The 23,214-nt window shown below is 72.2% G+C and carries 22 protein-coding genes; 14 read left to right on the top strand and 8 right to left on the bottom strand.

Annotation, left to right across the window (positions count from 1 at the left end):
• Positions 1-42: 42 nt before the first annotated feature.
• A complete protein-coding gene (purU, locus tag POD19_RS01040) occupies positions 43-948 on the bottom strand; it encodes a formyltetrahydrofolate deformylase (RefSeq protein WP_036314586.1) in 906 nt (301 codons plus the stop codon).
• Between the two features lie 179 nt (positions 949-1,127).
• On the opposite strand from purU, the gene POD19_RS01035 reads away from it, so the two are divergent.
• Entirely contained in the window at positions 1,128-2,666 is a 1,539-nt protein-coding gene (locus POD19_RS01035; protein ID WP_101965723.1) for a hypothetical protein, read from the top strand.
• A gap of 105 nt (positions 2,667-2,771) precedes the next feature.
• On the opposite strand, the gene POD19_RS01030 is transcribed toward POD19_RS01035, so the two are convergent.
• Positions 2,772-4,286 carry a catalase gene (locus POD19_RS01030; RefSeq protein WP_036314582.1) on the bottom strand — a complete coding sequence of 505 codons (1,515 nt, stop codon included), beginning with the start codon at positions 4,284-4,286 and terminating at the stop codon, positions 2,772-2,774.
• Between the two features lie 227 nt (positions 4,287-4,513).
• Here POD19_RS01030 and glyA point away from each other — a divergent pair, with 227 nt between their 5' ends.
• From glyA to POD19_RS01010, 4 genes are all read left to right on the top strand, one after another.
• Entirely contained in the window at positions 4,514-5,794 is a 1,281-nt protein-coding gene (gene glyA / locus POD19_RS01025) for a serine hydroxymethyltransferase (RefSeq protein ID WP_010079361.1), read from the top strand.
• A gap of 7 nt (positions 5,795-5,801) precedes the next feature.
• Positions 5,802-6,713 carry a bifunctional methylenetetrahydrofolate dehydrogenase/methenyltetrahydrofolate cyclohydrolase gene (locus POD19_RS01020; RefSeq protein ID WP_020624736.1) on the top strand — a complete coding sequence of 304 codons (912 nt, stop codon included), beginning with the start codon at positions 5,802-5,804 and terminating at the stop codon, positions 6,711-6,713.
• A gap of 97 nt (positions 6,714-6,810) precedes the next feature.
• The gene (locus POD19_RS01015) at positions 6,811-7,791 is read left to right on the top strand and encodes an ABC transporter ATP-binding protein (protein WP_070709516.1); all 981 of its coding nucleotides are present in this window, start codon (positions 6,811-6,813) and stop codon (positions 7,789-7,791) included.
• Between the two features lie 3 nt (positions 7,792-7,794).
• On the top strand, positions 7,795-9,663 hold the full coding sequence (locus POD19_RS01010; RefSeq protein ID WP_144818786.1) for an ABC transporter permease: 1,869 nt from the start codon (positions 7,795-7,797) through the stop codon (positions 9,661-9,663).
• Positions 9,664-9,679: 16 nt separating this feature from the next.
• Here the strand turns inward: POD19_RS01010 and POD19_RS01005 are convergent, their stop codons facing one another.
• Positions 9,680-10,510 (bottom strand): MFS transporter, encoded by an 831-nt coding sequence (locus POD19_RS01005; protein ID WP_340309269.1) that lies wholly within the window; start codon positions 10,508-10,510, stop codon positions 9,680-9,682.
• Entirely contained in the window at positions 10,477-11,181 is a 705-nt protein-coding gene (locus POD19_RS01000; protein WP_340309268.1) for an MFS transporter, read from the bottom strand. Before POD19_RS01000 ends, POD19_RS01005 begins: the two co-directional genes overlap by 34 nt.
• 102 nt (positions 11,182-11,283) lie before the next feature.
• On the opposite strand from POD19_RS01000, the gene POD19_RS00995 reads away from it, so the two are divergent.
• The 8 genes from POD19_RS00995 to POD19_RS00960 all read left to right on the top strand — a co-directional run bounded on the left by POD19_RS00995 (position 11,284) and on the right by POD19_RS00960 (position 18,203).
• Positions 11,284-11,847, top strand: a complete 564-nt coding sequence (locus POD19_RS00995; RefSeq protein ID WP_020624732.1) for a hypothetical protein — start codon at positions 11,284-11,286, stop codon at positions 11,845-11,847.
• Positions 11,847-12,773: an exodeoxyribonuclease III gene (locus POD19_RS00990; protein WP_070708991.1), complete on the top strand. Its 927-nt coding sequence runs from the start codon at positions 11,847-11,849 to the stop codon at positions 12,771-12,773. The genes POD19_RS00995 and POD19_RS00990 overlap by 1 nt, the downstream gene beginning before the upstream one ends.
• Before the next feature lie 26 nt (positions 12,774-12,799).
• Positions 12,800-13,882: a tryptophan--tRNA ligase gene (gene trpS / locus POD19_RS00985; protein WP_049145560.1), complete on the top strand. Its 1,083-nt coding sequence runs from the start codon at positions 12,800-12,802 to the stop codon at positions 13,880-13,882.
• A 188-nt stretch (positions 13,883-14,070) separates the two neighbouring features.
• Complete coding sequence (locus tag POD19_RS00980; protein WP_049145557.1) at positions 14,071-14,832, top strand: ABC transporter ATP-binding protein; 762 nt, start codon at positions 14,071-14,073, stop codon at positions 14,830-14,832.
• Complete coding sequence (locus tag POD19_RS00975) at positions 14,829-16,112, top strand: ABC transporter permease (protein WP_102708604.1); 1,284 nt, start codon at positions 14,829-14,831, stop codon at positions 16,110-16,112. The genes POD19_RS00980 and POD19_RS00975 overlap by 4 nt, the downstream gene beginning before the upstream one ends.
• 58 nt (positions 16,113-16,170) lie before the next feature.
• Complete coding sequence (locus POD19_RS00970) at positions 16,171-16,827, top strand: hypothetical protein (RefSeq protein ID WP_102708603.1); 657 nt, start codon at positions 16,171-16,173, stop codon at positions 16,825-16,827.
• A 108-nt stretch (positions 16,828-16,935) separates the two neighbouring features.
• Positions 16,936-17,520: a hypothetical protein gene (locus POD19_RS00965; protein WP_101965812.1), complete on the top strand. Its 585-nt coding sequence runs from the start codon at positions 16,936-16,938 to the stop codon at positions 17,518-17,520.
• An 8-nt stretch (positions 17,521-17,528) separates the two neighbouring features.
• Entirely contained in the window at positions 17,529-18,203 is a 675-nt protein-coding gene (locus tag POD19_RS00960) for a hypothetical protein (RefSeq protein WP_340309267.1), read from the top strand.
• 29 nt (positions 18,204-18,232) lie between these two features.
• On the opposite strand, the gene POD19_RS00955 is transcribed toward POD19_RS00960, so the two are convergent.
• From POD19_RS00955 to sdhC, 4 genes are all read right to left on the bottom strand, one after another.
• Positions 18,233-19,024 carry a succinate dehydrogenase iron-sulfur subunit gene (locus POD19_RS00955; protein ID WP_100057760.1) on the bottom strand — a complete coding sequence of 264 codons (792 nt, stop codon included), beginning with the start codon at positions 19,022-19,024 and terminating at the stop codon, positions 18,233-18,235.
• Positions 19,024-20,811 (bottom strand): succinate dehydrogenase flavoprotein subunit, encoded by a 1,788-nt coding sequence (sdhA, locus tag POD19_RS00950; protein WP_100057761.1) that lies wholly within the window; start codon positions 20,809-20,811, stop codon positions 19,024-19,026. The genes POD19_RS00955 and sdhA overlap by 1 nt, the downstream gene beginning before the upstream one ends.
• Positions 20,812-20,888: 77 nt before the next feature.
• Positions 20,889-21,368, bottom strand: a complete 480-nt coding sequence (locus tag POD19_RS00945) for a succinate dehydrogenase hydrophobic membrane anchor subunit (protein ID WP_036314556.1) — start codon at positions 21,366-21,368, stop codon at positions 20,889-20,891.
• 3 nt (positions 21,369-21,371) lie between these two features.
• On the bottom strand, positions 21,372-21,776 hold the full coding sequence (gene sdhC, locus POD19_RS00940; RefSeq protein ID WP_078025777.1) for a succinate dehydrogenase, cytochrome b556 subunit: 405 nt from the start codon (positions 21,774-21,776) through the stop codon (positions 21,372-21,374).
• A gap of 246 nt (positions 21,777-22,022) precedes the next feature.
• On the opposite strand from sdhC, the gene POD19_RS00935 reads away from it, so the two are divergent.
• The gene (locus tag POD19_RS00935) at positions 22,023-23,174 is read left to right on the top strand and encodes a mannose-1-phosphate guanylyltransferase (protein ID WP_144818790.1); all 1,152 of its coding nucleotides are present in this window, start codon (positions 22,023-22,025) and stop codon (positions 23,172-23,174) included.
• Positions 23,175-23,214 lie beyond the last annotated feature (40 nt).

The raw sequence follows: 23,214 nt of genomic DNA, 5'->3' as shown, positions 1-23,214 counted from the left end.
GCGGGCAGGACGACGGCGCCGCGTGGCGCCGTCGTCCCGGGCTCAGCTGAAGACGACGGTCCGCCGGCCGTCCGCGAGGACGCGGTGCTGGGCGTGCCAGCGCACGGCCTGCGCGAGCGTGGAGCCCTCGACGTCGCGGCCGCGGGCCACGAAGTCGGCGGCGGTCTGGGCGTGGGTCACCGGCTGCACGGACTGCGCGATGATCGGGCCCTCGTCCAGGTCGGCGGTCACGTAGTGGGCGGTGGCGCCGATGAGCTTCACGCCGCGTTCGTGCGCCTGGTGGTAGGGGCGGGCGCCCTTGAAGGAGGGCAGGAACGAGTGGTGGATGTTGATGGCCATCCCGGCCAGGTCCCGGCACAGCTCGTCCGAGAGGATCTGCATGTAGCGGGCCAGGACCACCAGCTCGATGTCGAACTGGGCGATCAGGTCGCGCAGCCGGTCCTCCGCGGCCTCCTTGGAGTCCCGGCTCGAGGGGTCCTTCGAGACGGGCACGTGGATGAAGGGCACGCCGTAGAAGGAGGCGAGCGGCTGCAGGTCCAGGTGGTTCGAGACCACCACGGGGATCTCGATGGGCAGGGTGCCGGCGCGCTGCTGGAAGAGCAGGTCGTTGAGGGTGTGCCCGTCCTTGGAGCACATCACGAGGGTGCGCATGCGCTGCGCCGCGTCCCACAGGCCCATGCGCATGCCGAACTCCTCGCGCACCGGCGCGAGCGCCTGCTCGATGTCCTCCCGCGTGGCCGGGGTCACGAACTCCACGCGCATGAAGAAGTCGCCGGTGTCCGGGGAGTCGTACTGCTGCGACTCGGTGATGTCCGCCTCCACGCCCAGCAGGGCGCCCGTCACGGCGTGCACGATGCCCTTGCGGTTCGTGCAGGCCAGCGTGAGCACGCGGGCGTGCTCCGCGCCGGAGGCGGGGGAGGGGCTGGGGGAGAGGGCTGCCGTGTCCATGGCGTCGATGGTAGGCGGTGCCGGCCGCGCGGAACCGCGGGATGACGGGGCTGATCCCTGGTCGGGGAGCCGGGCCCCGTGTCATCCTCAAGACCAGGTTCCCCGCCGCGCGGCGGCGGGGGAGGCACGACGCGGCGCCCGGCCCGGCCGGTCGCCCCAGACGACCGAGGAGCACCCCCATGCCACAGTCCACCCTCTACTGGATCATCGCGGCGATCATCGTCGTGCTGCTGATCCTGATCATCGTCTCGGTGATCGCCTCCCGCCGTCGTCGTGAGGCCGAGGCCGAGGCCGCCGAGACCCGGCTCGAGCGCCGGGGCGTCAGCGCGGACACCGCGGGTGAGCAGGCGGCCGCCCCCGCGGCCCCGACCCGCCTCTCCCGCCTGGACGAGGTGGCGGCCGAGAAGGACGCGCGCCCGGCGCCGGCCGTGAGGCCCGCCGGGGGTCTGGCTGCGTTCGACACCGCCGCGGCGGACCGCGAGACCGACGAGTCCGGCGCCGGCGTGGCCGGCGGTGCCGGGGTGACCGTGGACCAGCAGGACGCCCCGAGCACCGAGGCCACCGCTCAGACCCACCGCCGCGACGCCGCGGCTCCGGCCACCCGGGGCACTCTGCGCCCCGCTCCGGCGGTGCCGAGCACGGTGCGCGAGGCGGACACCGTGGGCCTGGGCGCGGCCGGTGTGGCCGGCGGCTCCGGCGTCACCCTGGACGAGCAGACGCCCGCGGCGGACGTCCCGGCGACCCCGGCCTCCCCGTCCCCGGTGACCGAGACCCCCGCCCCGGCGGCACCGGTGGCCGAGGCTCCGCAGCAGAGGAGCCACCTCACCCCGGCCCCCGAGCACGTGCACGGGACCGTCCCCGCCGACGAGGTCGCCGCCGAGCACACCCCCACCAAGGAGTTCGCCACGGACGGGATCCCCGTCCCGCAGGGCGAGCACCTCGAGACGCACACGGTCGCCACCACCGCGCACGGCTCGGTCACCGTCGTGGCCACCGAGTCGGACCAGGCCCAGCAGACCGGCGTCGACGGGACGGAGCGCTCGGCCGCCGGGTCCCTGCGCATCGACGGCACGCCCGGGGTGCCCGGTCGCGTGGCGGAGGCGGACCGCGAGCCGGCGCGCACCGATGACCACGGCGCGGACGTCGCGCAGCCGGCGGCGGTCGAGCCCGCGGCTGAGCGCCCGCCGCTCGAGGCCGCCCCGGCCACCCGCCGGGCCGAGGCCCCGGAGACCCACGCCGGCACCACGCCGGCCACGCCCCTGGGCGGCGCCCCGGAGCTGGATCCGACCGCGGCCTCGTCCGGCCGTGCGGAGGACGCCACTCCGGCGACCCGCCGCGAGGCCCGCGCCGCCCAGTCGGCGGCAGCCGCCGGGACTGCCGGGACCGCCGCGCCGACGTCGTCGACGCCCACGACCGTGGCCCCAGACACCTCCACCTCCTCCGCCCCCACGGATGAGGAGCCCGCCGAGGACGACACCGAGGGCGCCGCCCTCCCGGACCTGCGGGCGGACCGCGACGAGACCCGAGCCTCGGACGCCGAGGGTGAGTCGAAGCTGGCCCAGGCCGGCGCCGTGGCGGCCTCCGCGTTCGAGACCGTGCGTGACAAGGTCGCCGTCCCGCTGCGGGACAACGTGGCCGTGCCCGCCAAGGACAAGGTCGTGAAGGTGGTCAAGGACAAGCTGTCCCAGGCGCAGGAGCGCCGCTGGGGCAAGCGCTGACCAAGGCATTCGCCCCACGACGACGGCGGCCGCCCCCTCGTGTGAGGGAGCGGCCGCCGTGCGTTCAGCGGAGGGCGCGCGGGCGCCCGCCGGGGGAGGGGGCCGTCAGATGCGGGCCTCGCCGCCGGCCTCGACGCCGGGGATGCCGTCGCCCTCGTGGCGCTTGACCTCGTCCTCGATGCGCTGGCCGATCGTGGCGTCCACGTTCTTCCAGTACTCGAAGGCGCGGGCCTGGACGTCCTGGCGGACACCCTTCAGCGCGCCGGACACGGTCTCCACGAAGTCGTCACGCTCCTGGTCCGAGAAGACCTCGCGGACGAGGGTGCCGGCCTGGCCGAAGTCGTCGTCGTCCGCGCGCAGCGCCTGGGCCTCACGGGTCAGGGTGCCGTCGGCCTCCCAGCCGTCGTCCACCGGGCCGGTCTCGTCCGACCAGGAGTCGCCGTTGGAGTTCGGCACGTAGGTGGAGCGGTCGCCGGTGTGGTCGTACCACATCTGGCCCTCGAAGGCGTAGTTGTGCACCGCGTTCTTGGGACGGTTCACCGGCAGCTGGTTCACGTGGGCGCCCACGCGGTACAGCTGCGCGTCGTGGTACGCGAAGGCGCGGCCCAGGAGCATGCGGTCCGGGGAGAGGCCGATGCCCGGCACGGTGTTGCTCGGGCTGAACGCGGCGGACTCGATCTGCGCGAAGTGGTTCTCCGGGTTGCGGTTCAGGGTCAGCGTGCCGACCTTGATGCGCGGGTAGTCCTTCTTGGAGATCGTCTTCGTCAGGTCGAAGGGGTTGAACCGGTAGGTCTTGCCCTCCTCGTAGGGGATCGCCTGGATGTAGAGGTCCCACTTGGGGTGGTCGCCCTTGGCGATGGACTCGAACAGGTCCTGGCGGTGGAAGTCGGCGTTCTCGCCGGCGATCTTGGTGGCCTCGTCGTTCGAGAGGTTGTGCACGCCCTGCTGGGAGATGAAGTGGTACTTCACCCAGTGCTTCTCGCCCTGGGCGTTGACCCACAGGTAGGTGTGGGAGCCGTAGCCGTTCATCTCACGCCAGGTGCGGGGCAGGCCGCGCGGGCCCATCAGGTAGGTCACCTGGTGCGCCGACTCGGGGTTGTTGGTCCAGAAGTCCCACTGCATGGTGGCATCGCGCAGGCCGGAGTCCGGCAGGCGCTTCTGCGAGCGGATGAAGTGGGTGAACTTCATCGGGTCGCGCAGGAAGAAGATCGGGGTGTTGTTGCCGACGATGTCGTAGTTGCCCTCCTCGGTGTAGAAGCGCAGTGCGAAGCCGCGCACGTCGCGCCAGGTGTCCGGGGAGCCGAGCTCGCCGGCCACGGTGGAGAAGCGCAGGAGGGTCTCGGTCTTCGTGCCCGGCTGGAACACGAGGGCCTTGGTGTACTTCGACACGTCCTCGGTCACCTCGAACTCGCCGAAGGCGCCGGAGCCCTTGGCGTGCGGGCGGCGCTCCGGGATGTTCATGCGGTTGAAGTGCTGGTGGGTCTCCAGCAGGTGGGTGTCGTGCAGGACGATGGGCCCCTCGCTGCCCACGGTCAGGGACTGGCGGTCGCTGATGGCCGGGGCGCCGTTCTGGCGGGTGGAACCGGTCGCGTGCGGGGTCTTCTTCTGGTACTCCGTCATGGAACTCTCCTTCGTCGATCGACGTCGGCCGCGCACCGATCGGCGCGGTGGGCGGCGTCATCCCCGATCTTGGCATATTTCTGAATCAGTCAAAAGAACCGGGTGCCGGGGTCGGTCGCCGGGGCCGCGGGCCGCCGTCGCGCAGGCCCGACGACGGCGCCTGGTCACTAGGATGGAGGGCACCGGAGCCTTCCGGCCGCACAGACCCCCGTTCGAAGGGAACCCCCGTGACGCAGACGCCCGACATCAACACCCAGCCCCTCGCCGAGGTGGACCCGGAGATCGCCGCGGCGCTCGCGGACGAGCTCGGCCGCCAGCGGGGCACGCTCGAGATGATCGCCTCGGAGAACTTCGTGCCGCGCGCCATCCTCGAGACGCAGGGCTCGGTGCTGACCAACAAGTACGCGGAGGGCTACCCGGGCCGCCGCTACTACGGCGGCTGCGAGTTCGTGGACGTGGCCGAGAACCTGGCCATCCAGCGCGCCAAGGACCTGTTCGGCGCCGAGCACGCCAACGTCCAGCCGCACGCCGGCGCTCAGGCCAACGTGGCCGTGATGACCTCGCTGCTGGACCACGGGGACACGATGATGGGCCTGTCCCTGGCGCACGGCGGCCACCTGACGCACGGCATGAAGCTGAACTTCTCCGGCAAGAACTACAGCATCGCCGCGTACGAGGTGGAGCCGGACACCCACCGCATCGACATGGACAAGGTGCGCGAGAAGGCCCTCGAGGCCCGGCCGAAGGTGATCGTGGCCGGCTGGTCCGCCTATCCCCGTCAGCTCGACTTCGCCGCCTTCCGCTCGATCGCGGACGAGGTCGGCGCCCGGCTCTGGGTGGACATGGCCCACTTCGCCGGCCTCGTGGCCGCCGGCCTGCACCCGAACCCGGTGCCGCACGCCGACGTCGTCTCCTCCACCGTGCACAAGACCCTCGCCGGCCCCCGTTCGGGCTTCATCCTCTCCACCGAGGAGCTGAAGAAGAAGATCGACTCCGCCGTGTTCCCGGGCCAGCAGGGCGGCCCGCTGATGCACGCGATCGCGGGCAAGGCCGTGGCCTTCAAGATCGCCGGCTCCGCGGACTTCAAGGAGAAGCAGGAGCGGACCCTGGCCGGCGCGCAGATCCTGGCCGAGCGCCTGACCGCCCCGGACATGGCCGAGCACGGCATCTCGGTGCTCACCGGCGGCACGGACGTGCACCTGGTCCTGGTGGACCTGCGCGAGTCCCAGCTGGACGGCAGGCAGGGCGAGGACATCCTGCACGAGGTCGGCATCACCGTGAACCGCAACTCGGTGCCGTGGGACCCGCGTCCGCCGATGACCACCTCCGGCCTGCGCATCGGCACCCCCGCGCTGGCCTCCCGCGGCTTCGGCGAGGCCGAGTTCCGCGAGGTGTCCGACGTCATCGCCGAGGCGCTGAAGCCGAGCCCGGACGTGGAGGCGCTGCGCGCCCGCGTCGTGAAGCTCACCGAGGACTTCCCGCTGTACGACGGCCTCGAGGGCTGGTGAGCCGCCGATGACCGCGAAGGTCCTGGACGGCAAGGCCACCGCCGCCGCGATCAAGGAGGAGCTGCGCGGCCGCGTGGCCGCCCTCGCCGAGCGCGGGCACACCCCCGGCCTCGGCACCCTGCTCGTCGGTGAGGACGCCGGCTCGCAGAAGTACGTGGCGGGCAAGCACCGCGACTGCGCCGAGGTGGGCATCGAGTCCATCCAGCGTGAGCTGCCCGCGGACGCGACGGAGGAGCAGATCCTCGACGTCGTGCGCGAGCTGAACGAGGACCCGGCCTGCACGGGCTACATCGTCCAGCTGCCGCTGCCGAAGCACGTGGACACCCAGAAGGTGCTCGAGGCCATCGACCCGGACAAGGACGCGGACGGCCTGCACCCCATGAACCTGGGGCGGCTCGTGGCCTCGGTCGGCGGCGAGCTGGACTCGCCGCTGCCGTGCACCCCGGCCGGCTGCGTCGAGCTGTTGCGCCACCACGGTGTGGAGCTGGCCGGCAAGCACGTGCTCGTGATCGGCCGCGGCGTGACCATCGGCCGGCCCGCCGGCCTCGTGCTCACCCGCCGCGAGGTCAACGCCACCGTGACCCTGGCCCACACCGGCACCACGAACCTCGACGAGCTGCTGGCGAGCGCCGACGTCGTGATCGCCGCCGCCGGCTCCGCCCACATGGTGAAGCCGGAGCAGGTCAAGGAGGGCGTGATCGTCCTGGACGTGGGCGTCTCCCGCGTGACCGGGGAGGACGGGACGTCGCGCGTCCTGGGCGACGTGGACCCGGCCGTGAAGGAGAAGGCGGCCTGGATGGCGCCGAACCCGGGCGGCGTCGGGCCGATGACCCGCGTCATGCTGCTGGCGAACGTCGTCGAGGCCGCCGAGCGCGCCGCCGACGGCGAGGACTGGGCGGGGGAGCGGGCCGGAGCCTGACCTCTCCCCGCCCCGCGACGAACCCTGCGAATCGCAGGGTTCGTCGCCGAGGGGGCGGCGCGCGTCCGGGCGGGTGGTGCGCCTATGCTGTCGCCTTGTGAGTCACACCACTCTGCACGCGGCCCCCGCCTCCGTCATCCGTGCCCGTGGGCTGCGCAAGCAGTACGGCGAGTTCCACGCTGTGAAGGGCATCGACCTGGACGTGCGCCCCGGGGAGTGCTTCGGCCTGCTCGGCCCCAACGGCGCGGGCAAGTCCACCACCATGCGCATGCTCGCGGGCACCTCGCAGCGCACCGCGGGCGAGCTGACCATCCTGGGCATCGACCCGGAGGAGGACGGGCCGGCCGTCCGTGCGCGCCTGGGCGTGGTGCCGCAGCAGGACAACCTGGACGAGGAGCTCACCGCCCGGGAGAACATCCTGATCTACGGCCGCTACTTCGGCCTGCCCTACTCGTACCTGCGGCCCAAGGCCGAGGAGCTGCTGGCCTTCGCCCAGCTCACCGAGAAGGCGGACGCCAAGGTCACCGACCTCTCCGGCGGCATGAAGCGCCGGCTCGTGATCGCCCGCGCCCTGGTCAACGAGCCGGCCCTCTTCCTCCTCGACGAGCCCACCACGGGCCTGGACCCGCAGGCCCGCCACATCCTGTGGGACCGCCTCTACCGGCTCAAGGAACGCGGCACCACGCTGCTGCTGACCACGCACCACATGGACGAGGCGGAGCAGCTGTGCGACCGGCTCGTCGTGGTCGACGGCGGCGAGATCATGGCCGCCGGCACCCCCGCCGAGCTCATCCGCGAGCACGCCTCCCGCGAGGTCCTCGAGGCGCGCTTCGGCGCGGACCGCAACGAGGCCGCGGCCCGCACCGTCCAGGCCCACGCAGGTGACGGCGTCGTGCACCGCGTCGAGGTCCTCCCGGACCGCGTCCTCGTCTACGCCCGACGCGCGGACGACCTGCACGACGTCGTGCAGCGCCTCGTCGACGAGGGCGCCCTGCCCGCCCCCGCCACCACGCTGACCCGCCGCGCGAGCCTCGAGGACGTGTTCCTCATCCTCACCGGCCGCACCCTGGTGGACTGACCCGTGCCGTCCCCCACCACGACGACGACCCCCGGCCCCGCCTCGCCCGCCGAGCCGCTTCGCCCGCCGGTCACCGCGGCGGCGTCCGCGGAGCGCGTGAAGCGCCGCGGCGTCCTGCTCTACGCCGAGCACCAGCTGCGGTCCATGCGTCGCTACGGCGCGGTGCTGCTCGTCGGGGCGCTCGGCGAGCCCGTGCTCTACCTGCTGGCCATGGGTCTGGGCCTGGCCCAGCTCATGGGCGGCGGGATGCCGCAGGACGCCCTGGGCGGGGTCTCCTACGTCGCGTTCATCGCCCCGGCGCTGCTGGCCTCGGGCGCGCTGATGACCGCGTCCGTCGAGTTCTCCTACCCGGTGATGGGCGGGTTCCAGTGGCAGCGCACGTACTACGCGGCGCAGGTCACTCCGCTGTCTCCGGCGCAGATCGCCCTGGGCCACCTCGTGGCGGTGAGCCTGCGGTTCGTGTTCCAGGCTGCCGTGTTCCTGCTGGTGATGCTGGCGTTCGGCGTGGTCTCGAGCCCGTGGGCGTGGGTGCAGGTCCTCACCGCCACGCTCGGCGGGCTCGCCGTCGGCGCGCCGATCATGGCGTTCGCGGCCTCCCTGAGGGAGGACAAGGGCCAGTTCGCCACCCTGCAGCGGCTCGTGGTCATGCCCCTGTTCCTGTTCTCCGCCACCTTCTACCCGCTCGAGGCGCTGCCGGTGTGGCTGCGCTGGATCGGCTGGCTCTCCCCGCAGTGGCATGCCGCCCAGCTCGGCCGCGTGCTCTCCTACGGGATGGCCGAGCCGGTCTGGCTCACCGTGGTGCACGTGGCGTTCCTGCTGGCCCTCGCGCTCGGCGGGGCCTGGCTCGCGGTGCGGATCTACACGCGCCGCCTCGGCTGGGTCCGCGGCACCCCGGACCGCGACGCCGTCACGGTCGCCCGTCGGGACCGTGCCCCGCGCCTGGGCTGCCGTGCCGCGCGCACCGGGGCCGCCCGCGTCGACGTCGCACCCGCCGCCGCGCAGGCGGACCCGGCCGCGCCGTCGTCGTCGGTGGTGCGGGAACACGCCGTCGCCGTGCCGCCCCTGCCCGAGATCCCCGTGCGCCGCGGCCCGCTGGCCGGCGCGTACTCGGGCAACGTGCGCGCGGTGATGGAGCGGGCGTTCCTCTCCCTGAAGTCCAACAACTGGGTGGTGTTCTTCTCCGGGTTCTTCGAGCCCGTGCTCTACCTGGCCTCCTTGGGGCTGGGGCTCGGTGCGCTGGTCGGCGACGTGGCCGGCCCGGATGGCACCCCCGTCCCGTACGGCATGTACCTCGCCCCCGCACTGCTGGCGGTCTCGGCGATGAACGGCGCCATCTACGACTCCACGTGGAACGTGTTCTTCAAGCTGCGCTACGCGAAGACGTACCAGACCATGCTCTCCACACGGCTGGGCCCGCTGGACGTGGCGCTCGGGGAGATCGCGATGGCGCTGCTGCGCGGGCTGATCTACGCGGTCGGCTTCCTGATCGTCATGACCGTGGCCGGGCTCGTCACCTCCTGGACGGCGCTGCTCATGATCCCCGGCGCCCTGCTCGTGGCGCTGGGCTTCGCCTCCCTCGGCATGGCGGTGACGAGCTGGATGAAGACGTTCCAGCACATGGACTGGGTCCAGATCGTGCTGATGCCCATGTTCCTGTTCTCGGCCACGTTCTTCCCGCTCGCGGTCTACCCGGAGCCGATCCAGTGGGTGATCCGCGTGTTCCCGCTGTGGCACGCGGTGGAGATGATGCGCGCGCTCGCGGTGGGCGTGCTGAGCTGGGCGACCGCCGGCCACGTCCTCTACTTCGTGGTGATGGCCGGCATCGGGGTGTGGCTCGCCGCCCGCCGGCTCGGCGCGCTGTTCCTGCGCTGAGGCCCCCGCGGGCCGGTCAGGCCGCGCGCACCGCGCGGCGCCGCCGGACCACGTCCAGGGCCGCGACCACGGCGGTGAGCGCCCAGCACACGGCCACCATGCCCATGGCGGTCGAGGCCGCGTGCGCGTACGCCGCGGCCGACGGTGGCCCGGCGCTCTCGGCTGCGGCGCCGGCCAGGGCCGCGAAGAACGCGCCCGTCACCACGGACAGGCCCAGGGCGGTGCCGAGGCGCTGCGCCGTCTGGGCGACGCCGCCGGCCGCCCCCGCCTCGTGGCCGGCGACGTCGTCCATCATCAGCACCTGCGTGCTGGTGAGCAGCAGGGCCTGCGAGGCCGACTGCACGATCAGCCCCACCCCCACGATCCACGGCGACCACGCGCCGGCTGCGCTGCGCTCGAACGCGAGCGCGAGCACCCCCAGCGACACGAGGCCCACCAGAGCGCCGAGCAGCACGAGCACGGGCCCGCGCCGCTGCACCATCGAGCCCACCCACGGGGACAGAGAGGCCACGACGACGGCGCCGGGCAGACCCACGAGGCCGGCCTCGAGCGGCGTGAACCCCATGCCGCGCTGCAGGAAGATCGCCACGATCGCGAACACCGCCGGCATGGTGGCCAGGTAGATCGTGGACTCGAGCGCGCCGATCGTGAAGGACGGCCGCCGGAACAGGGCCGGGTCCACCATGGGCTGCACGCCGGTGGCCGACGCCCGGGCCTTCACGCGCTTCTCCCACAGCCACCACGCCGTCACGAGCGCGGCGGCGAGCACCAGCAGCCAGGCGGTGCCCGGGACGATGAACGGCACCATGAGGCTCACCCCGCCGGCGCCGAGCAGCAGGGCGCCCACCGGGTCGAGCGCGGCGATCCCGCGTGGTCCGGGGGCGGGGGCAGGCCGTGCACGCGGGTGGGCGGCGGCAGCCAGAGGGCGCCCATCGCGACGGCGGCCAGGCCCACGGGCACGTTCATGAGGAACGTGGAGCGCCAGCCCCACTCGGGGCCGAACGCGCCGAGGAACAGCCCGCCGAGCAGGGGCCCCACGGCCACGCCGAGGCCCACCACGGTGCCGAAGAGCCCGTAGGCCCGCCCGCGGGCGCGGCCGTGGAAGTTCGACTGGATGAACCCGATGACCTGGGGGTTGAACACGCCCGCGCCCAGGCCCGTGAGCAGGCGCCCCGCGTTGAGCAGCAGGGTGTCCCCGGCCAAGCCGGAGAGCAGGGAGCCGAGCATGTACAGCGTGATGCCCGCCAGGAACAGGTTCTTGCGCCCCCACAGGTCGCCGGCGCGGCCCGCGGCCACGAGCACGGTGCCGAACGTCAGCGTGTACCCCGCCAGCACCCACTGCAGATCCGCGCTCGTGGCGTCCAGGCCCGACTCGATGGCCGGCAGCGCCACGTTCACCACGGACACGCTCATCAGCGCGAGGAAGAGCGGCATGAGCAGTGCGATGAGGATGCGGTGCTGGTCAGGGGTGAAGGCCCCGGACACGGGGTCGGCGGGGTGTGGGGGCCGGGGGGTCATCGTCTCAGGATAGGCGCCGATGCGGGCCGCCCGATTCGGAGCGCACCCCACGATGCGGGATGATGGAGGGCAGACCCCACGAGCCCCTCCGGAGGAGCACCCATGTCCCAGTCCCTGACCCCCGGTCCCGACGGCGCGCGCCGCGGCCCCCGCGCCGGCCTGCGCGTGGGATCGCTCGGCTTCGTTGCGATGATCGTCATCCTGATCGTGGCGATCATCTTCGCCGCGAACCAGAACGACGTGATCGGGTGGCTCGTGGTCGCCGTCGCCGCCGGCTGGCTCGTGTTCGCGGTGGTCGTGTACCTGCAGATGCGCCGCGGCGTCCAGGCCGCGGGCCGCAAGGTGGACACCGCCATGCAGAACGCCCGCGCCGACGTCGCCGCCCTGCGCGGCCGGGACACCGACGCCGCCGCCCCCGCGGTGGCCCCGCCGGCACCGGCCGCGGACCCCCTGCGGGACACCAAGCTGGACCACTCGTTCAAGATCGCCCAGGTGCAGGTGCGCGTGGTGCGCGAGCAGCTCGCCGCAGGCGAGGGCATGGACCGCGAGATGGTGGACCGCGCCCTGGAGACCATCGACATCACGGCCTCCAACGCCCGCGACATGATCAAGGAGTCCCGGACCGGCGGCGCCGAGGGCCCGGTGAGCGGGACGGTGATCGGCTGATGACGGCGCTGCCCGAGAAGGACCCCGTCACCGGGAAGTACCCCGAGCCCGCCGAGGGCGAGCCCGTGGTGCACGCCCACGCCGGGGCGCCCAAGGCCGACGGCGCCGTGCGCGTGGCCACCGTGAACGTCAACGGCATCCGCGCCTCGCACCGCAAGGGCATGCGGGAGTGGTTCGCCGGCCGCGGCGTGGACGTGCTCACCCTCCAGGAGGTGCGCGCCCCCGCGGACGTCACGGCGCAGCTGGTCCGCGAGATCGTGGGCGAGGACTGGGACGAGGTGCACCTGGCGGACGCCGTGGCCGCCGCCAAGGGGCGGGCCGGCGTCGCGATCGCCTCGCGGTTCCCGCTCGGCGAGGTCCGCACGGGCATCGCCGACGCCGACGGGTACTTCGACGACGCCGGCCGCTGGATCGAGGCCGACCTGCGCCTGCCGGACGGCTCGCCGCTGACCGTGGTCTCCGCGTACGTGCACTCGGGCGAGGTCGACACCCCGAAGCAGGAGGACAAGTACCGGTTCCTCGACGAGATGGTCCGCCGCCTCTCCGAGCTGGCCGCGGGGGAGGGGCACGCCCTCGTCACGGGCGACCTCAACGTGGGCCACACCGAGCTGGACATCAAGAACTGGAAGGGCAACGTGAAGAAGGCCGGCTTCCTGCCCGAGGAGCGCGCCTACTTCGACCGGTTCTTCGGCGAGCTCGGCTTCACGGACGTGCACCGCGCCCTCGCCGGGCCGGTGCCGGGCCCGTACACGTGGTGGTCCATGCGCGGCAAGGCCTTCGACAACGACGCCGGGTGGCGCATCGACTACCACATGGCGACCGCGGGCCTGGCCGAGCGGGCGACGACCGCCGTCGTGGACCGCGCCCCCAGCTGGGGCACCCGCTTCTCCGACCACGCCCCGCTCGTGGTCGACTACCAGTTCTGACCGTGCAGGAGAGACCCGAGGCTGAGATGACCATGAAGAAGAACTCCGTCCAGGACGTCCTGGCCCAGGACGCCGCCGCCACCGCCCACCTGCCCGGCGCGTCCGCCCGGCACCGCGTGCTCTCCGGCATGCAGCCATCGGCGGACTCCCTCCACCTGGGCAACTACCTCGGCGCCCTCGTGAACTGGGAGCGCACCCAGGCCGACTTCGAGGCGTTCTTCTTCATCCCCGACCTGCACGCCATCACCGTGCCGCAGGACCCGGCAGCCCTGGCGGAGCGCACGCGGGTGGCCGCCGCGCAGTTCATCGCCGGCGGCATCGACCCCGAGCGCTCCACGCTGTTCGTCCAGTCCCAGGTGCCCGAGCACGCGCAGCTGGCGTGGGTGCTGACCTGCATGACCGGCATGGGCGAGGCCATGCGCATGACCCAGTTCAAGGACAAGTCCGCCAAGCAGGGCGCGGACGCGGCCGGCGTCGGCCTGCTCGCGTACCCCATGCTCATGGCCGCGGACATCCTGCTCTACCAGCCGCATGGCGTGCCCGTGGGCGACGACCAGCGCCAGCACGTGGAGCTCACCCGCGACCTCGCCCAGCGCTTCAACCACCGCTACGGCGAGACGTTCGTGGTGCCCACCGGCTTCTACCCGGAGACCGGCGCGCGCATCTACGACCTGCAGGACCCCACGTCGAAGATGTCCAAGTCCGCGGCGTCCCCGAACGGGCTCATCAACATCCTCGAGGAGCCGAAGAAGACCGCCAAGAAGATCAAGTCCGCGGTCACCGACGACGGCACCGAGGTGCGCTTCGACCGCGAGGCCAAGCCCGGCGTCTCCAACCTGCTGACCATCCTCGCCGCGGTGTCCGGCACGCCGATCCCGCAGCTCGAGGAGGAGTTCGTCGGCAAGATGTACGGGCACCTCAAGGTCGCGGTGGCGGACGCTGTCGTCGAGCGCCTGGCCCCCGTGCGCGAGCGCGCCCTCGAGCTGCTCGCCGACCCCGCTGAGCTGGACCGCATCCTCGCCTCCGGAGCCGAGAAGGCCCGCGCCGTGGCCACGCCCGTGCTCGAGGACGTCTACGCCAAGGTCGGCTTCCTGCCGCCGCTGCGCTGAGCCGGGCCGCACCGGCCCCGCGGCCTCCCGACGATGGCCCGCGCCCCCGACCTGCGGGGGACGCGGGCCGTCGTGTTCTCCGACTCGAGGTGGAGGCGGCGGCGCGTGCGCGGCTGTCAGGATGGAGGCACTGCCTCCGCTCCTGCCGCAGCGGGGGCGAGCCCCACCGACAGAGGAGTGCCGGAGCCATGTCCACCGCTGTCCCCATCCCCGCCGTCGCCGAGGTCCCGCCCGGCGCCGAACCCGTCCTGGAGACGGAGAACCTCGTCAAGGTCTACGGTCGCGGGGCGTCCCGCTTCGACGCGCTGAAGGGCATCACCCTGCAGATCCAGCGCGGCGAGTCCCTGGCCGTCGTCGGCAAGTCCGGCTCCGGCAAGTCCACCCTGATGCACCTGCTGGCGCTGCTGGACCAGCCCTCCGCCGGCGTCGTCGCGATGGACGGCCGTCCCGTCTCCCAGCTCAAGGCCGCGGAGATCTCCCAGCTGCGCAACGAGCGGTTCGGCTTCGTGTTCCAGCAGTTCTTCCTGAACCCGAACCAGACGGTCCTGGAGAACACCGTGCTGCCGCTGAAGATCGCCGGCGTGGGCCGGGCCCAGCGCACCCGCCGCGGCATGGCGGTGCTCGAGCGGCTCGAGCTCGCGGACAAGGCGAAGAACAAGGCCACGGACCTCTCCGGCGGCCAGAAGCAGCGCGTGTGCATCGCCCGTGCGCTCGTGAACAACCCGACGGTGCTGTTCGCGGACGAGCCCACGGGCAACCTGGACTCCGCCACCTCGGCGGCCGTGGAGGACATCCTCTTCGGCCTGCACCGCGACGAGGGCATCACCCTCGTGGTGGTCACGCACGACGACGACCTGGCCGCGAAGTGTGACCGTCGCGTCGAGCTGCAGGACGGCGTGGTCATCGCCGACGAGCGCGTCGGCACCGAGCGGGACGGAGCGCGGGCATGAAGGCCACCGACGTCGCGGGCACGGCGCTCGCCAACACGATGCGCTCCAAGCTGCGCACCTTCCTCACCGTCGTCGCGATCGTGATCGGCGCATTCACGCTGACCCTCACCACGGGGCTCGGCGCGGGCATCAACAAGTACGTGGACAACGTGGTCGAGGGCTTCGGCAAGCCCGGCGAGCTGACCGTGATGAAGCAGCAGGACATGTCCTCGGCCGGTGCGGCGAGCGGCTCGCCCCAGGAGTACACGGAGCAGGACGCCGCCGGCGGCGAGATGTTCGGCATGCCGCTGCTCACGCAGGAGGACCTCGCCGCGATCGAGGACACCGAGCACGTCACCGAGGTGAAGACCTATCGGGTGGCCGAGCCGGAGTACATCCAGGGCCCGGACGACCGCAAGTGGCAGACCGGCTTCATGGGCAGCTCCGGCGAGATCGACATGCTCACCTTCTCGGCCGGCCGTGCCCCCGAGGCCGGCGCCGCGGAGATCGTCATGCCCGAGTCGTGGGTGGAGGACCTGGGCGCCGGCGACGCCGAGGACCTGGTCGGCACGGAGCTGACCGTCGTGGCGGCGACCCCGCTGCAGGAGCACAAGTCCGTGACGGCCACCGTGGTCGGTGTGACGAAGGCGGCCGCGTCCGGTGCGGGCACCGCCCCGACGCCGTCGGAGTCGCTGGAGCAGGCGATCTACGACATCACGACGGAGGGCCTGCCGGAGTCGCAGCGGAACACCTACTTCCAGGCCACGGCGATCGTGGAGGACCCGGAGGCGAACGAGGACGCCGTGAAGCAGGCGCTGGCCGACCAGGGCCTGCTGGCGCAGACCCTCGAGGAGCAGCTCGGCGTGATCCGCGGCATCATCGACGCCGTCACGTGGGTGCTCACCGGCTTCGCGCTCATCGCGCTGCTCGCCGCCAGCTTCGGCATCATCAACACCCTGCTCATGGCGGTGCAGGAGCGCACCCGGGAGATCGGCCTCATGAAGGCCCTCGGCATGACCGGCGGGAAGATCTTCGGCCTGTTCACCATGGAGGCCGTCGTGATCGGCCTGCTCGGCTCGCTGGTCGGCATCGGCCTGGGCGTCGCCGTCGGACTCATCGCGAACCAGGTGTTGACCACCGGCCCCCTCAGCGGCGTCACCGGCCTGGTCCTGTTCGCGGTCAACCCCCTCGCCCTGCTGCTGATCCTGCTGCTGATCGTGGCCATCGCGTTCATCGCCGGCACCTTGCCCGCCCTGCGTGCGGCCCGCAAGGATCCCATCGAGGCACTGCGGCACGAGTGATCCTGCCGCCGCGCCCGTCATCACCACCACCCGCACCCCCGACACCGAGGAGCACACCATGACCACCGATCGACCGAACCCGGACCCGAACCCGGAGCAGCCCGCCGCGGGCGGCCCCGGCCCGTACCCGGGCCAGAACCCCGCATACGGCCAGCCCGCCGCGGGCTCCCGCTACGGCACGCAGCCCTACGCGGCCCCGGGCCATGGTGCCCAGCCGGGCAGCTCGTACGGCATCGTCCCGGAGCCGGCCGCGTTCCCCGCGCTCCTGACGCTGACGCTCACGTCGCTCGCGCTGTACGTGCTGTCCTCCCTGCCGGCCCTGTTCGGCGGCGAGGAGAGCATCGAACGCATGCGGGACTCCCTTCGCCAGAGCGGCCTCACCCCCGAGCAGGTGGAGGAGATCGCGCCTGTCGTGGGCGCCTCCGTGACGGTGGGCACGATCATCGTCCTGCTCATCGGCGTGGCCCTGTACGCCCTGGTGTACTTCAACCTCCGCGGGGCCAAGAACTGGGCCCGCATCCTCGGCATCGTCGTCGCGATCCTGGGCACCCTCAGCGCCGTCGGCGGCATCTTCTCCTTCGTGACCTACCCCGGCATCGGCGGCGTCCTGGCCTCCGTGCTGAGCCTGGCGCTGGTGATCGTGAACATCCTGTGGCTGGTCAAGGCCTTCAACCCGCAGGTCGCGGCCTACACCCGTCAGGGCCGCCGCGCCTGATCCCGACGCCGTTCGCCGGCGGCGAGTCCGGGGTCGCCAGCCCTCGCCCCGGCGTCGGCCAGCGGAGACCATGACGACATGGCCTCCGATCATCGACCCCCGCATCCCGTGTCCCCCCACCCCGACGACCTGGACGGCGGCGGGCGGCCCGTGGTGGGCCCGGATGAGGCGCGGCGGCGCATCGCCGGGCACTCCGGCCCGGACGCCCGCCCGCTGATCCGCCCCGACGCCCGCACCCCCGGCGTGTTCCGGGCGCTGCTCGGACTGACGGTCGCGTCCGCAGTCCTCTATGCCGCGTCGATCCTGCGCAACCTCCTCCCGGGCGCGGCCCAGGACATCGCGGACTCGCTGCCCGAGGGCGGCGCGCAGTCGCCCGCGATGACCGCCGAGGCCATCGAGGGCGCCCTCACCGGCAGTGTCTGGTTCGCGACCCTGCTGGGTCTGGCGGTCTACGCGATCGTCCTCGTCGGCCTGACCCGGCACAGCAACACGGCGCGCATCATGGGTGCCCTGTTCGCCTCGATCGCCATCTTCGTGACGCTGCTGGGGGCCATCCGCCTGTTCGTCTTCCCCGCCGGGGACGTGGTGCTGCCCCTGGTCCTGGGCGGGCTGTTCGCGCTCGTGAACGCGGCCTGGCTCGTGTGCGCCTTCAACCCGGGCCTCGCGACGACCTTCCTGCGCCGCCGGGCATGATGGGGGGCATGCACCCCCTCCACGACGATCCCCACGAGACCACGGAGCGCGACCCCGGTCCCGATCGCGCGGCCCTGCGTCCCCTGCGCCTGTTCCAGACCGTCACGGCGGTCACGGGGGCACTGAGCGCGGCCGGCGTGGGGGGCGTGCTCGCGCTGCAGGCGACGCCCGGCTACGCCCGCGCCGTGCTGGAGGCGCGCTCCTGGGGCGCGAGCGAGGTCACCGACGCCGACGTCGCCGCGTTCCTCACCCCGGCGGGGGCGGGGCCGGTGGCCGCCGCGGCGGTGGTCGTCCTGACCCTGGTGCTCCTGGCCGGCATCACCCGCCGGATCCGGGCCGTGCGCCCCGTGGGGAGCGTGATCGTGGTGCTGGGGATGCTCACGGCGGCCTTCTGGATGGTCGACGGCGGGCGGATGGTGCAGGCCGGGGAGGGGGTCCGGTCGTGCTGGGCGCCGTCGTCGGGATGCTCGTGTCCAGCGCGATGTGGCTGCGTGTGGCGCACCGGCGGGAGACGCGCGACGGCTTCGACGGCTGAGCTCGGACCGCCTCCGCCTCCGCCTCCGGTCCCGTCCCCACGCCGAGGCCCGCAGACACGCCGCGACACCGGGCCGGTGACGGCGCGTCTGCGGGCCTCGGCGGGAGGGGCACCACCCACGACGACGGCGGCCCGCCTCCTCGCGTGAGGAGACGGGCCGCCGTCGTGGTGCGGGGATCAGAACTGGCGGGCCAGGATGGCCCGCTTCACCTCGGCGATCGCCTTGGTCACCTGGATGCCGCGGGGGCACGCGTCGGTGCAGTTGAAGGTCGTGCGGCAGCGCCACACGCCCTCCTTGTCGTTCAGGATCTCCAGGCGCATGTCACCGGCCTCGTCACGCGAGTCGAAGATGAACCGGTGCGCGTTGACGATGGCGGCCGGGCCGAAGTACTGGCCGTCCGTCCAGAACACCGGGCAGGACGAGGTGCACGCGGCGCACAGGATGCACTTCGTGGTGTCGTCGTAGATCGCCCGGTCGGCCTGGGACTGGTAGCGCTCCTTGGTGGGCGCGTGGCCCTCGGCGACCAGGAACGGCATGATCTCGCGGTAGGACTGGAAGAACGGGTCCATGTCCACGATCAGGTCCTTCTCCACCGGCAGGCCCTTGATGGGCTCCACCAGGATGGGCTTGGACAGGTCGAGGTCCTTCAGGAGCGTCTTGCAGGCCAGGCGGTTGCGGCCGTTGATGCGCATGGCGTCGGAGCCGCACACGCCGTGGGCGCAGGAGCGGCGGAACGACAGGGTGCCGTCGTGGTCCCACTTGACCTTGTGCAGGGCGTCCAGCACGCGGTCGGTGCCGTACATGGTCAGGCGCCACTCGTCCCAGTAGGACTCCTCGGAGGACTCCGGGAGGTAGCGGCGGACCTTGAGCACGATGTCGAAGCTCTCGACCTCGCCTACGCCGCCGCCGGCGGACTGGGTCTGCGCCTGGGCCACGGGGGCCTCGGTCTCGGTTGCTGAGTGGCTCATCAGTACTTACGCTCCATCGGCTGGTAACGGGTCACGACGACGGGCTTGGTCTCGAAGCGGATGCCCTTGACGCCCTCCATCTCCGCGGTCTCGTCACGGTAGATCATGGTGTGCGCCATGAAGTTCTCGTCGTCGCGGTCGGGGTAGTCCTCGCGGTAGTGCCCGCCGCGGGACTCCTTGCGGCCCAGGGCCGCGAGGGTCATCGCCTCGGCGATGTCCAGGAGGTAGCCCAGCTCCATGCCCTCGAGCAGGTCGAGGTTGAAGCGGTGGCCCTTGTCCTGGACGGACACGTTCTCGTAGCGGCCGCGCAGCTCCTCGATCTTGGCCAGTGCGCGGCGGATCGAGTCCTCGTCGCGGAAGACCTGCATGTCCGCGTCCATCGACTCCTGGAGCTCGGCGCGGATGTCCGCAACGCGCTCGGAGCCGGTGGCGGAGCGCAGGTTCTCGATGTGCTCCACGGTCGGCAGCTCGCCGCCCTCGGGCAGCTCCACCCAGTCCGCCTGGGCAGCGTACTCGGCGGCGTAGATGCCGGCGCGGCGGCCGAACACGTTGATGTCCAGCAGCGAGTTGGTGCCCAGGCGGTTGGACCCGTGCACGGACACGCAGGCCACCTCACCGGCGGCGTACAGGCCCGGCACGACGGTGTCGTTGTCCTGGAGGACCTCGGCCTTGATGTTCGTGGGGATGCCGCCCATGAAGTAGTGGCAGGTGGGGAACACCGGCACCGGCTCCGTGTAGGGCTCGACGCCCAGGTACGTGCGGGCGAACTCGGTGATGTCCGGGAGCTTCTCGTCGATGTGCGAGGGCTCCAGGTGCGTCAGGTCGAGGAGCACGTAGTCCTTGTTGGGACCGGCGCCGCGGCCCTGACGGACCTCCTCGGCCATGGACCGGGCCACGATGTCGCGCGGGGCGAGGTCCTTGATGGTGGGGGCGTAGCGCTCCATGAAGCGCTCACCGTCCGCGTTGCGGAGGATGCCGCCCTCGCCGCGTGCGGCCTCGGAGAGCAGGATGCCCAGGCCGGCCAGGCCGGTCGGGTGGAACTGCACGAACTCCATGTCCTCGAGCGGCAGGCCCGCGCGGTAGGCGATGGCCATGCCGTCGCCGGTGAGGGTGTGGGCGTTCGAGGTGGTCTTGTACACCTTGCCGGCGCCGCCGGTGGCGAAGACGACCGACTTGGCCTGGAAGACGTGGATCTCGCCGGTGGCCAGCTCATAGGAGACGACGCCGGCGGTGCGCTTCTGCTTGTAGGCGGTGCCGTCCTCGCGCACGGCGTCCTCCTCCACCAGCAGCAGGTCGAGCACGTAGAACTCGTTGTAGAACTCCACGTTGTGCTTGACGCAGTTCTGGTACAGCGTCTGGAGGATCATGTGGCCGGTGCGGTCCGCGGCGTAGCAGGCGCGGCGCACGGGCGCCTTGCCGTGGTCACGGGTGTGGCCGCCGAAGCGGCGCTGGTCGATCTTGCCCTCGGGGGTGCGGTTGAAGGGCAGGCCCATCTTCTCGAGGTCGAGCACCGCGTCGATGGCCTCCTTGGCCATGACCTCCGCGGCGTCCTGGTCCACCAGGTAGTCGCCGCCCTTGACGGTGTCGAACGTGTGCCACTCCCAGTTGTCCTCCTCGACGTTGGCGAGGGCCGCGCACATGCCGCCCTGGGCCGCGCCGGTGTGGGAACGCGTGGGGTAGATCTTGGTGAGGACGGCGGTGTGCGCGCGCTGACCGGCCTCGATGGCCGCGCGCATGCCCGCGCCGCCGGCGCCGACGATCACCACGTCGTACTTGTGCACCTGCATTCAGGTCTCTCTTTCTGGGTGTCTGTGACGCGGCGGCCGCTCGGGCCGGCCGCACCGCAGGGCGAGCGTTTCCGAGGTCAGCCGCAGAAGGCCGGGGAGCCCTCGAGCAGGGCGCCGGAGGCGTCCACCATGCAGGGATCGAAGGTGAAGATCACCAGGGTGCCGAGGATGATGATCACGGCTGTGGCGATGTACAGGATCATCGTCAGCCAGAAGCGGGCGCTGCCGCGACGGGTGTAGTCGTTGATGATCGTGCGCACGCCGTTGGCGCCGTGCAGCATGGCCAGCCACAGGAGGGCCAGGTCCCAGAACTGCCACAGCGGGTGCGCCCACTTGCCGGCCACGAAGCCGAAGTCGATGGCGTGGATGCCGTCGCCCACCAGCAGGTTGGTGGTCAGGTGCACGGCGATCAGCACGACGAGGAAGACGCCCGAGATGCGCATGAACAGCCAGGCGAGCATCTCGAAGTTGCCGCGGCCGCCGCCGTCGCGCGTGTACTTGGGGTCCAGACGGCGGCTGCGGGGCGCCGCGATGGTGGTCTCAGCGGTGGTGCTCATGGCTCAGTGACCTCCGAGTGCGAGGCTGAAGTGACGGATGGCGAAGCCCAGGGTCAGGACGACCCACAGCCCCAGCACGATCCACAGCAGGGTCTTGTGGTGCTGGGTGCCGCCCTTCCAGAAGTCGACCAGGATGATGCGCAGGCCGTTCAGGGCGTGGAAGATGATCGCCGCGACGAGGCCGGCCTCGCCGAGCGCGAAGTACCACGTCTTGTACGAGCCGATCACGGCGTTGTAGGCCTCGGGGGAGACCCGGACCAGGGCCGTGTCCAGCACGTGGACGAGCAGGTAGAAGAAGATGACGACGCCGGTGACGCGGTGGCCCACCCAGGACCACATGCCGCCGTGGCCCCGGTACAGGGTTCCGCGGCCGTTCTTGGCCGGGGCCTGCGCAGTGGCGCTAGACACGGTTGATACCTCCAGGGGGAATGCACGATCCCGGTCCTCCGCCGTGGGACGACGACGGGCAGGGGCGTGTGCGAGTGGATTCCTCCACCTAGGGTAGACCCTTCCCGCGCCTCCGTGCCCGATCGGGACCCGGGCGACCACTGTGACGCGTGCGGCGCCCCGCCGCCGTCCTGTTCGGTCTGGGCTGTGCCCCGCCTGGGACGCGTCGAGTGGTCCCCCGTCCGGACGGTTCCGTAGTCTGGCCCGGTGAGCACCGATCCGAACCTGACCGATGCCCCGCGCGAGGCCGCGCCGGGCACGGCCCTGTCCCGCTTCCACGCCGTGATCCCCGCCGGGGGCGTGGGCACCCGCCTGTGGCCCCTCTCGCGGGCCGCCGCGCCGAAGTTCCTCCACGACCTCACCGGCTCGGGCCAGACCCTGATCCGTGCCACGTGGGACCGTCTGGCGCCCCTGGCCGCGGGCATGCTCGTGGTGACCGGGGAGGCCCACCGGGAGGCGGTGTGCATGCAGCTGCCGGCCCTGGCGGAGACGGATCTGGTGCTCGAGCCCTCGCCCAAGGACTCCGCGGCCGCCATCGGCCTGGCCGCGGCGATCCTCTCCCTGCGCGACCCGGACACGATCATGGGCTCGTTCGCGGCGGATCAGGTGATCTCCCCGGTGGAGGTCTTCCAGGACGCGGTGCGGCAGGCCGTCGAGACGGCGGCCACGGGCCGGATCGTGACCATCGGCATCGAGCCCACGCACGCGGCCACGGGCTTCGGCTACATCCGCCGGGGCCGCCGTCTCCGCGTGGCCGGCGCCCCGGACGCGCACGACGTCGCCGCGTTCGTGGAGAAGCCGGACCTGAAGGTCGCCCAGCAGTACGTGAAGTCCGGCCGCTACCTCTGGAACGCGGGCATGTTCGTGGCGCCCGTGGGCCTCATGCTGGCCCACCTCGAGGAGAACGAGCCCGCGCTGCACGCCGGCCTGATGGAGATCGCCCGCGCGTGGGAGACGCCGGAGCGGGACGAGGTCATGGCCCGGGTGTGGCCCGAGCTGACGAAGACCGCCATCGACTACGCCGTGGCCGAGCCCGCCGCCGCCGTCGGCGACGTGGCCGTGATCCCCGGCTCCTTCACGTGGGACGACGTGGGGGACTTCGCGGCGATCGCCCGCCTGAACCCGGTCAAGGACGCCTCCGGCATCACGGTGATCGGCGACACCCCGCGCGTGTACTCGGACGACGCGTCCGGCGTCGTGGTGACGGACACGAAGCGCGTCATCGCGCTGATCGGCATCGAGGACGTCGTCGTGGTGGACACCGAGGACGCGCTGCTGGTCACCACCACGGAGCACGCCCAGGAGGTCAAGAAGGCCGTCGAGGCGCTCAAGGCGGAGGGTGTGGACGAGGTCCTCTGACCGCGCCCTGGGCCGGGTCCGGCCCGCATCGACCGGCACC

The sequence above is a fragment of the Micrococcus sp. GPGPB33 genome (genome assembly GCF_037853785.1).
Lineage (GTDB): Bacteria > Actinomycetota > Actinomycetes > Actinomycetales > Micrococcaceae > Micrococcus > Micrococcus luteus.
This window is presented reverse-complemented; position numbering and strand designations above follow the sequence as displayed.

Bases quoted from the DNA above. Each gene is read 5' to 3' on its own strand.
- purU (WP_036314586.1), bottom strand. From the start codon at position 948: ATGGACACGGCAGCCCTCTCCCCCAGCCCCTCCCCCGCCTCCGGCGCG.
- POD19_RS01035 (WP_101965723.1), top strand. From the start codon at position 1,128: ATGCCACAGTCCACCCTCTACTGGATCATCGCGGCGATCATCGTCGTG.
- POD19_RS01030 (WP_036314582.1), bottom strand. From the start codon at position 4,286: ATGACGGAGTACCAGAAGAAGACCCCGCACGCGACCGGTTCCACCCGC.
- POD19_RS01020 (WP_020624736.1), top strand. From the start codon at position 5,802: ATGACCGCGAAGGTCCTGGACGGCAAGGCCACCGCCGCCGCGATCAAG.
- POD19_RS01000 (WP_340309268.1), bottom strand. From the start codon at position 11,181: ATGACCCCCCGGCCCCCACACCCCGCCGACCCCGTGTCCGGGGCCTTC.
- POD19_RS00995 (WP_020624732.1), top strand. From the start codon at position 11,284: ATGTCCCAGTCCCTGACCCCCGGTCCCGACGGCGCGCGCCGCGGCCCC.
- POD19_RS00990 (WP_070708991.1), top strand. From the start codon at position 11,847: ATGACGGCGCTGCCCGAGAAGGACCCCGTCACCGGGAAGTACCCCGAG.
- trpS (WP_049145560.1), top strand. From the start codon at position 12,800: ATGACCATGAAGAAGAACTCCGTCCAGGACGTCCTGGCCCAGGACGCC.
- POD19_RS00980 (WP_049145557.1), top strand. From the start codon at position 14,071: ATGTCCACCGCTGTCCCCATCCCCGCCGTCGCCGAGGTCCCGCCCGGC.
- POD19_RS00975 (WP_102708604.1), top strand. From the start codon at position 14,829: ATGAAGGCCACCGACGTCGCGGGCACGGCGCTCGCCAACACGATGCGC.
- POD19_RS00970 (WP_102708603.1), top strand. From the start codon at position 16,171: ATGACCACCGATCGACCGAACCCGGACCCGAACCCGGAGCAGCCCGCC.
- POD19_RS00960 (WP_340309267.1), top strand. From the start codon at position 17,529: ATGCACCCCCTCCACGACGATCCCCACGAGACCACGGAGCGCGACCCC.
- POD19_RS00955 (WP_100057760.1), bottom strand. From the start codon at position 19,024: ATGAGCCACTCAGCAACCGAGACCGAGGCCCCCGTGGCCCAGGCGCAG.
- sdhA (WP_100057761.1), bottom strand. From the start codon at position 20,811: ATGCAGGTGCACAAGTACGACGTGGTGATCGTCGGCGCCGGCGGCGCG.
- POD19_RS00945 (WP_036314556.1), bottom strand. From the start codon at position 21,368: ATGAGCACCACCGCTGAGACCACCATCGCGGCGCCCCGCAGCCGCCGT.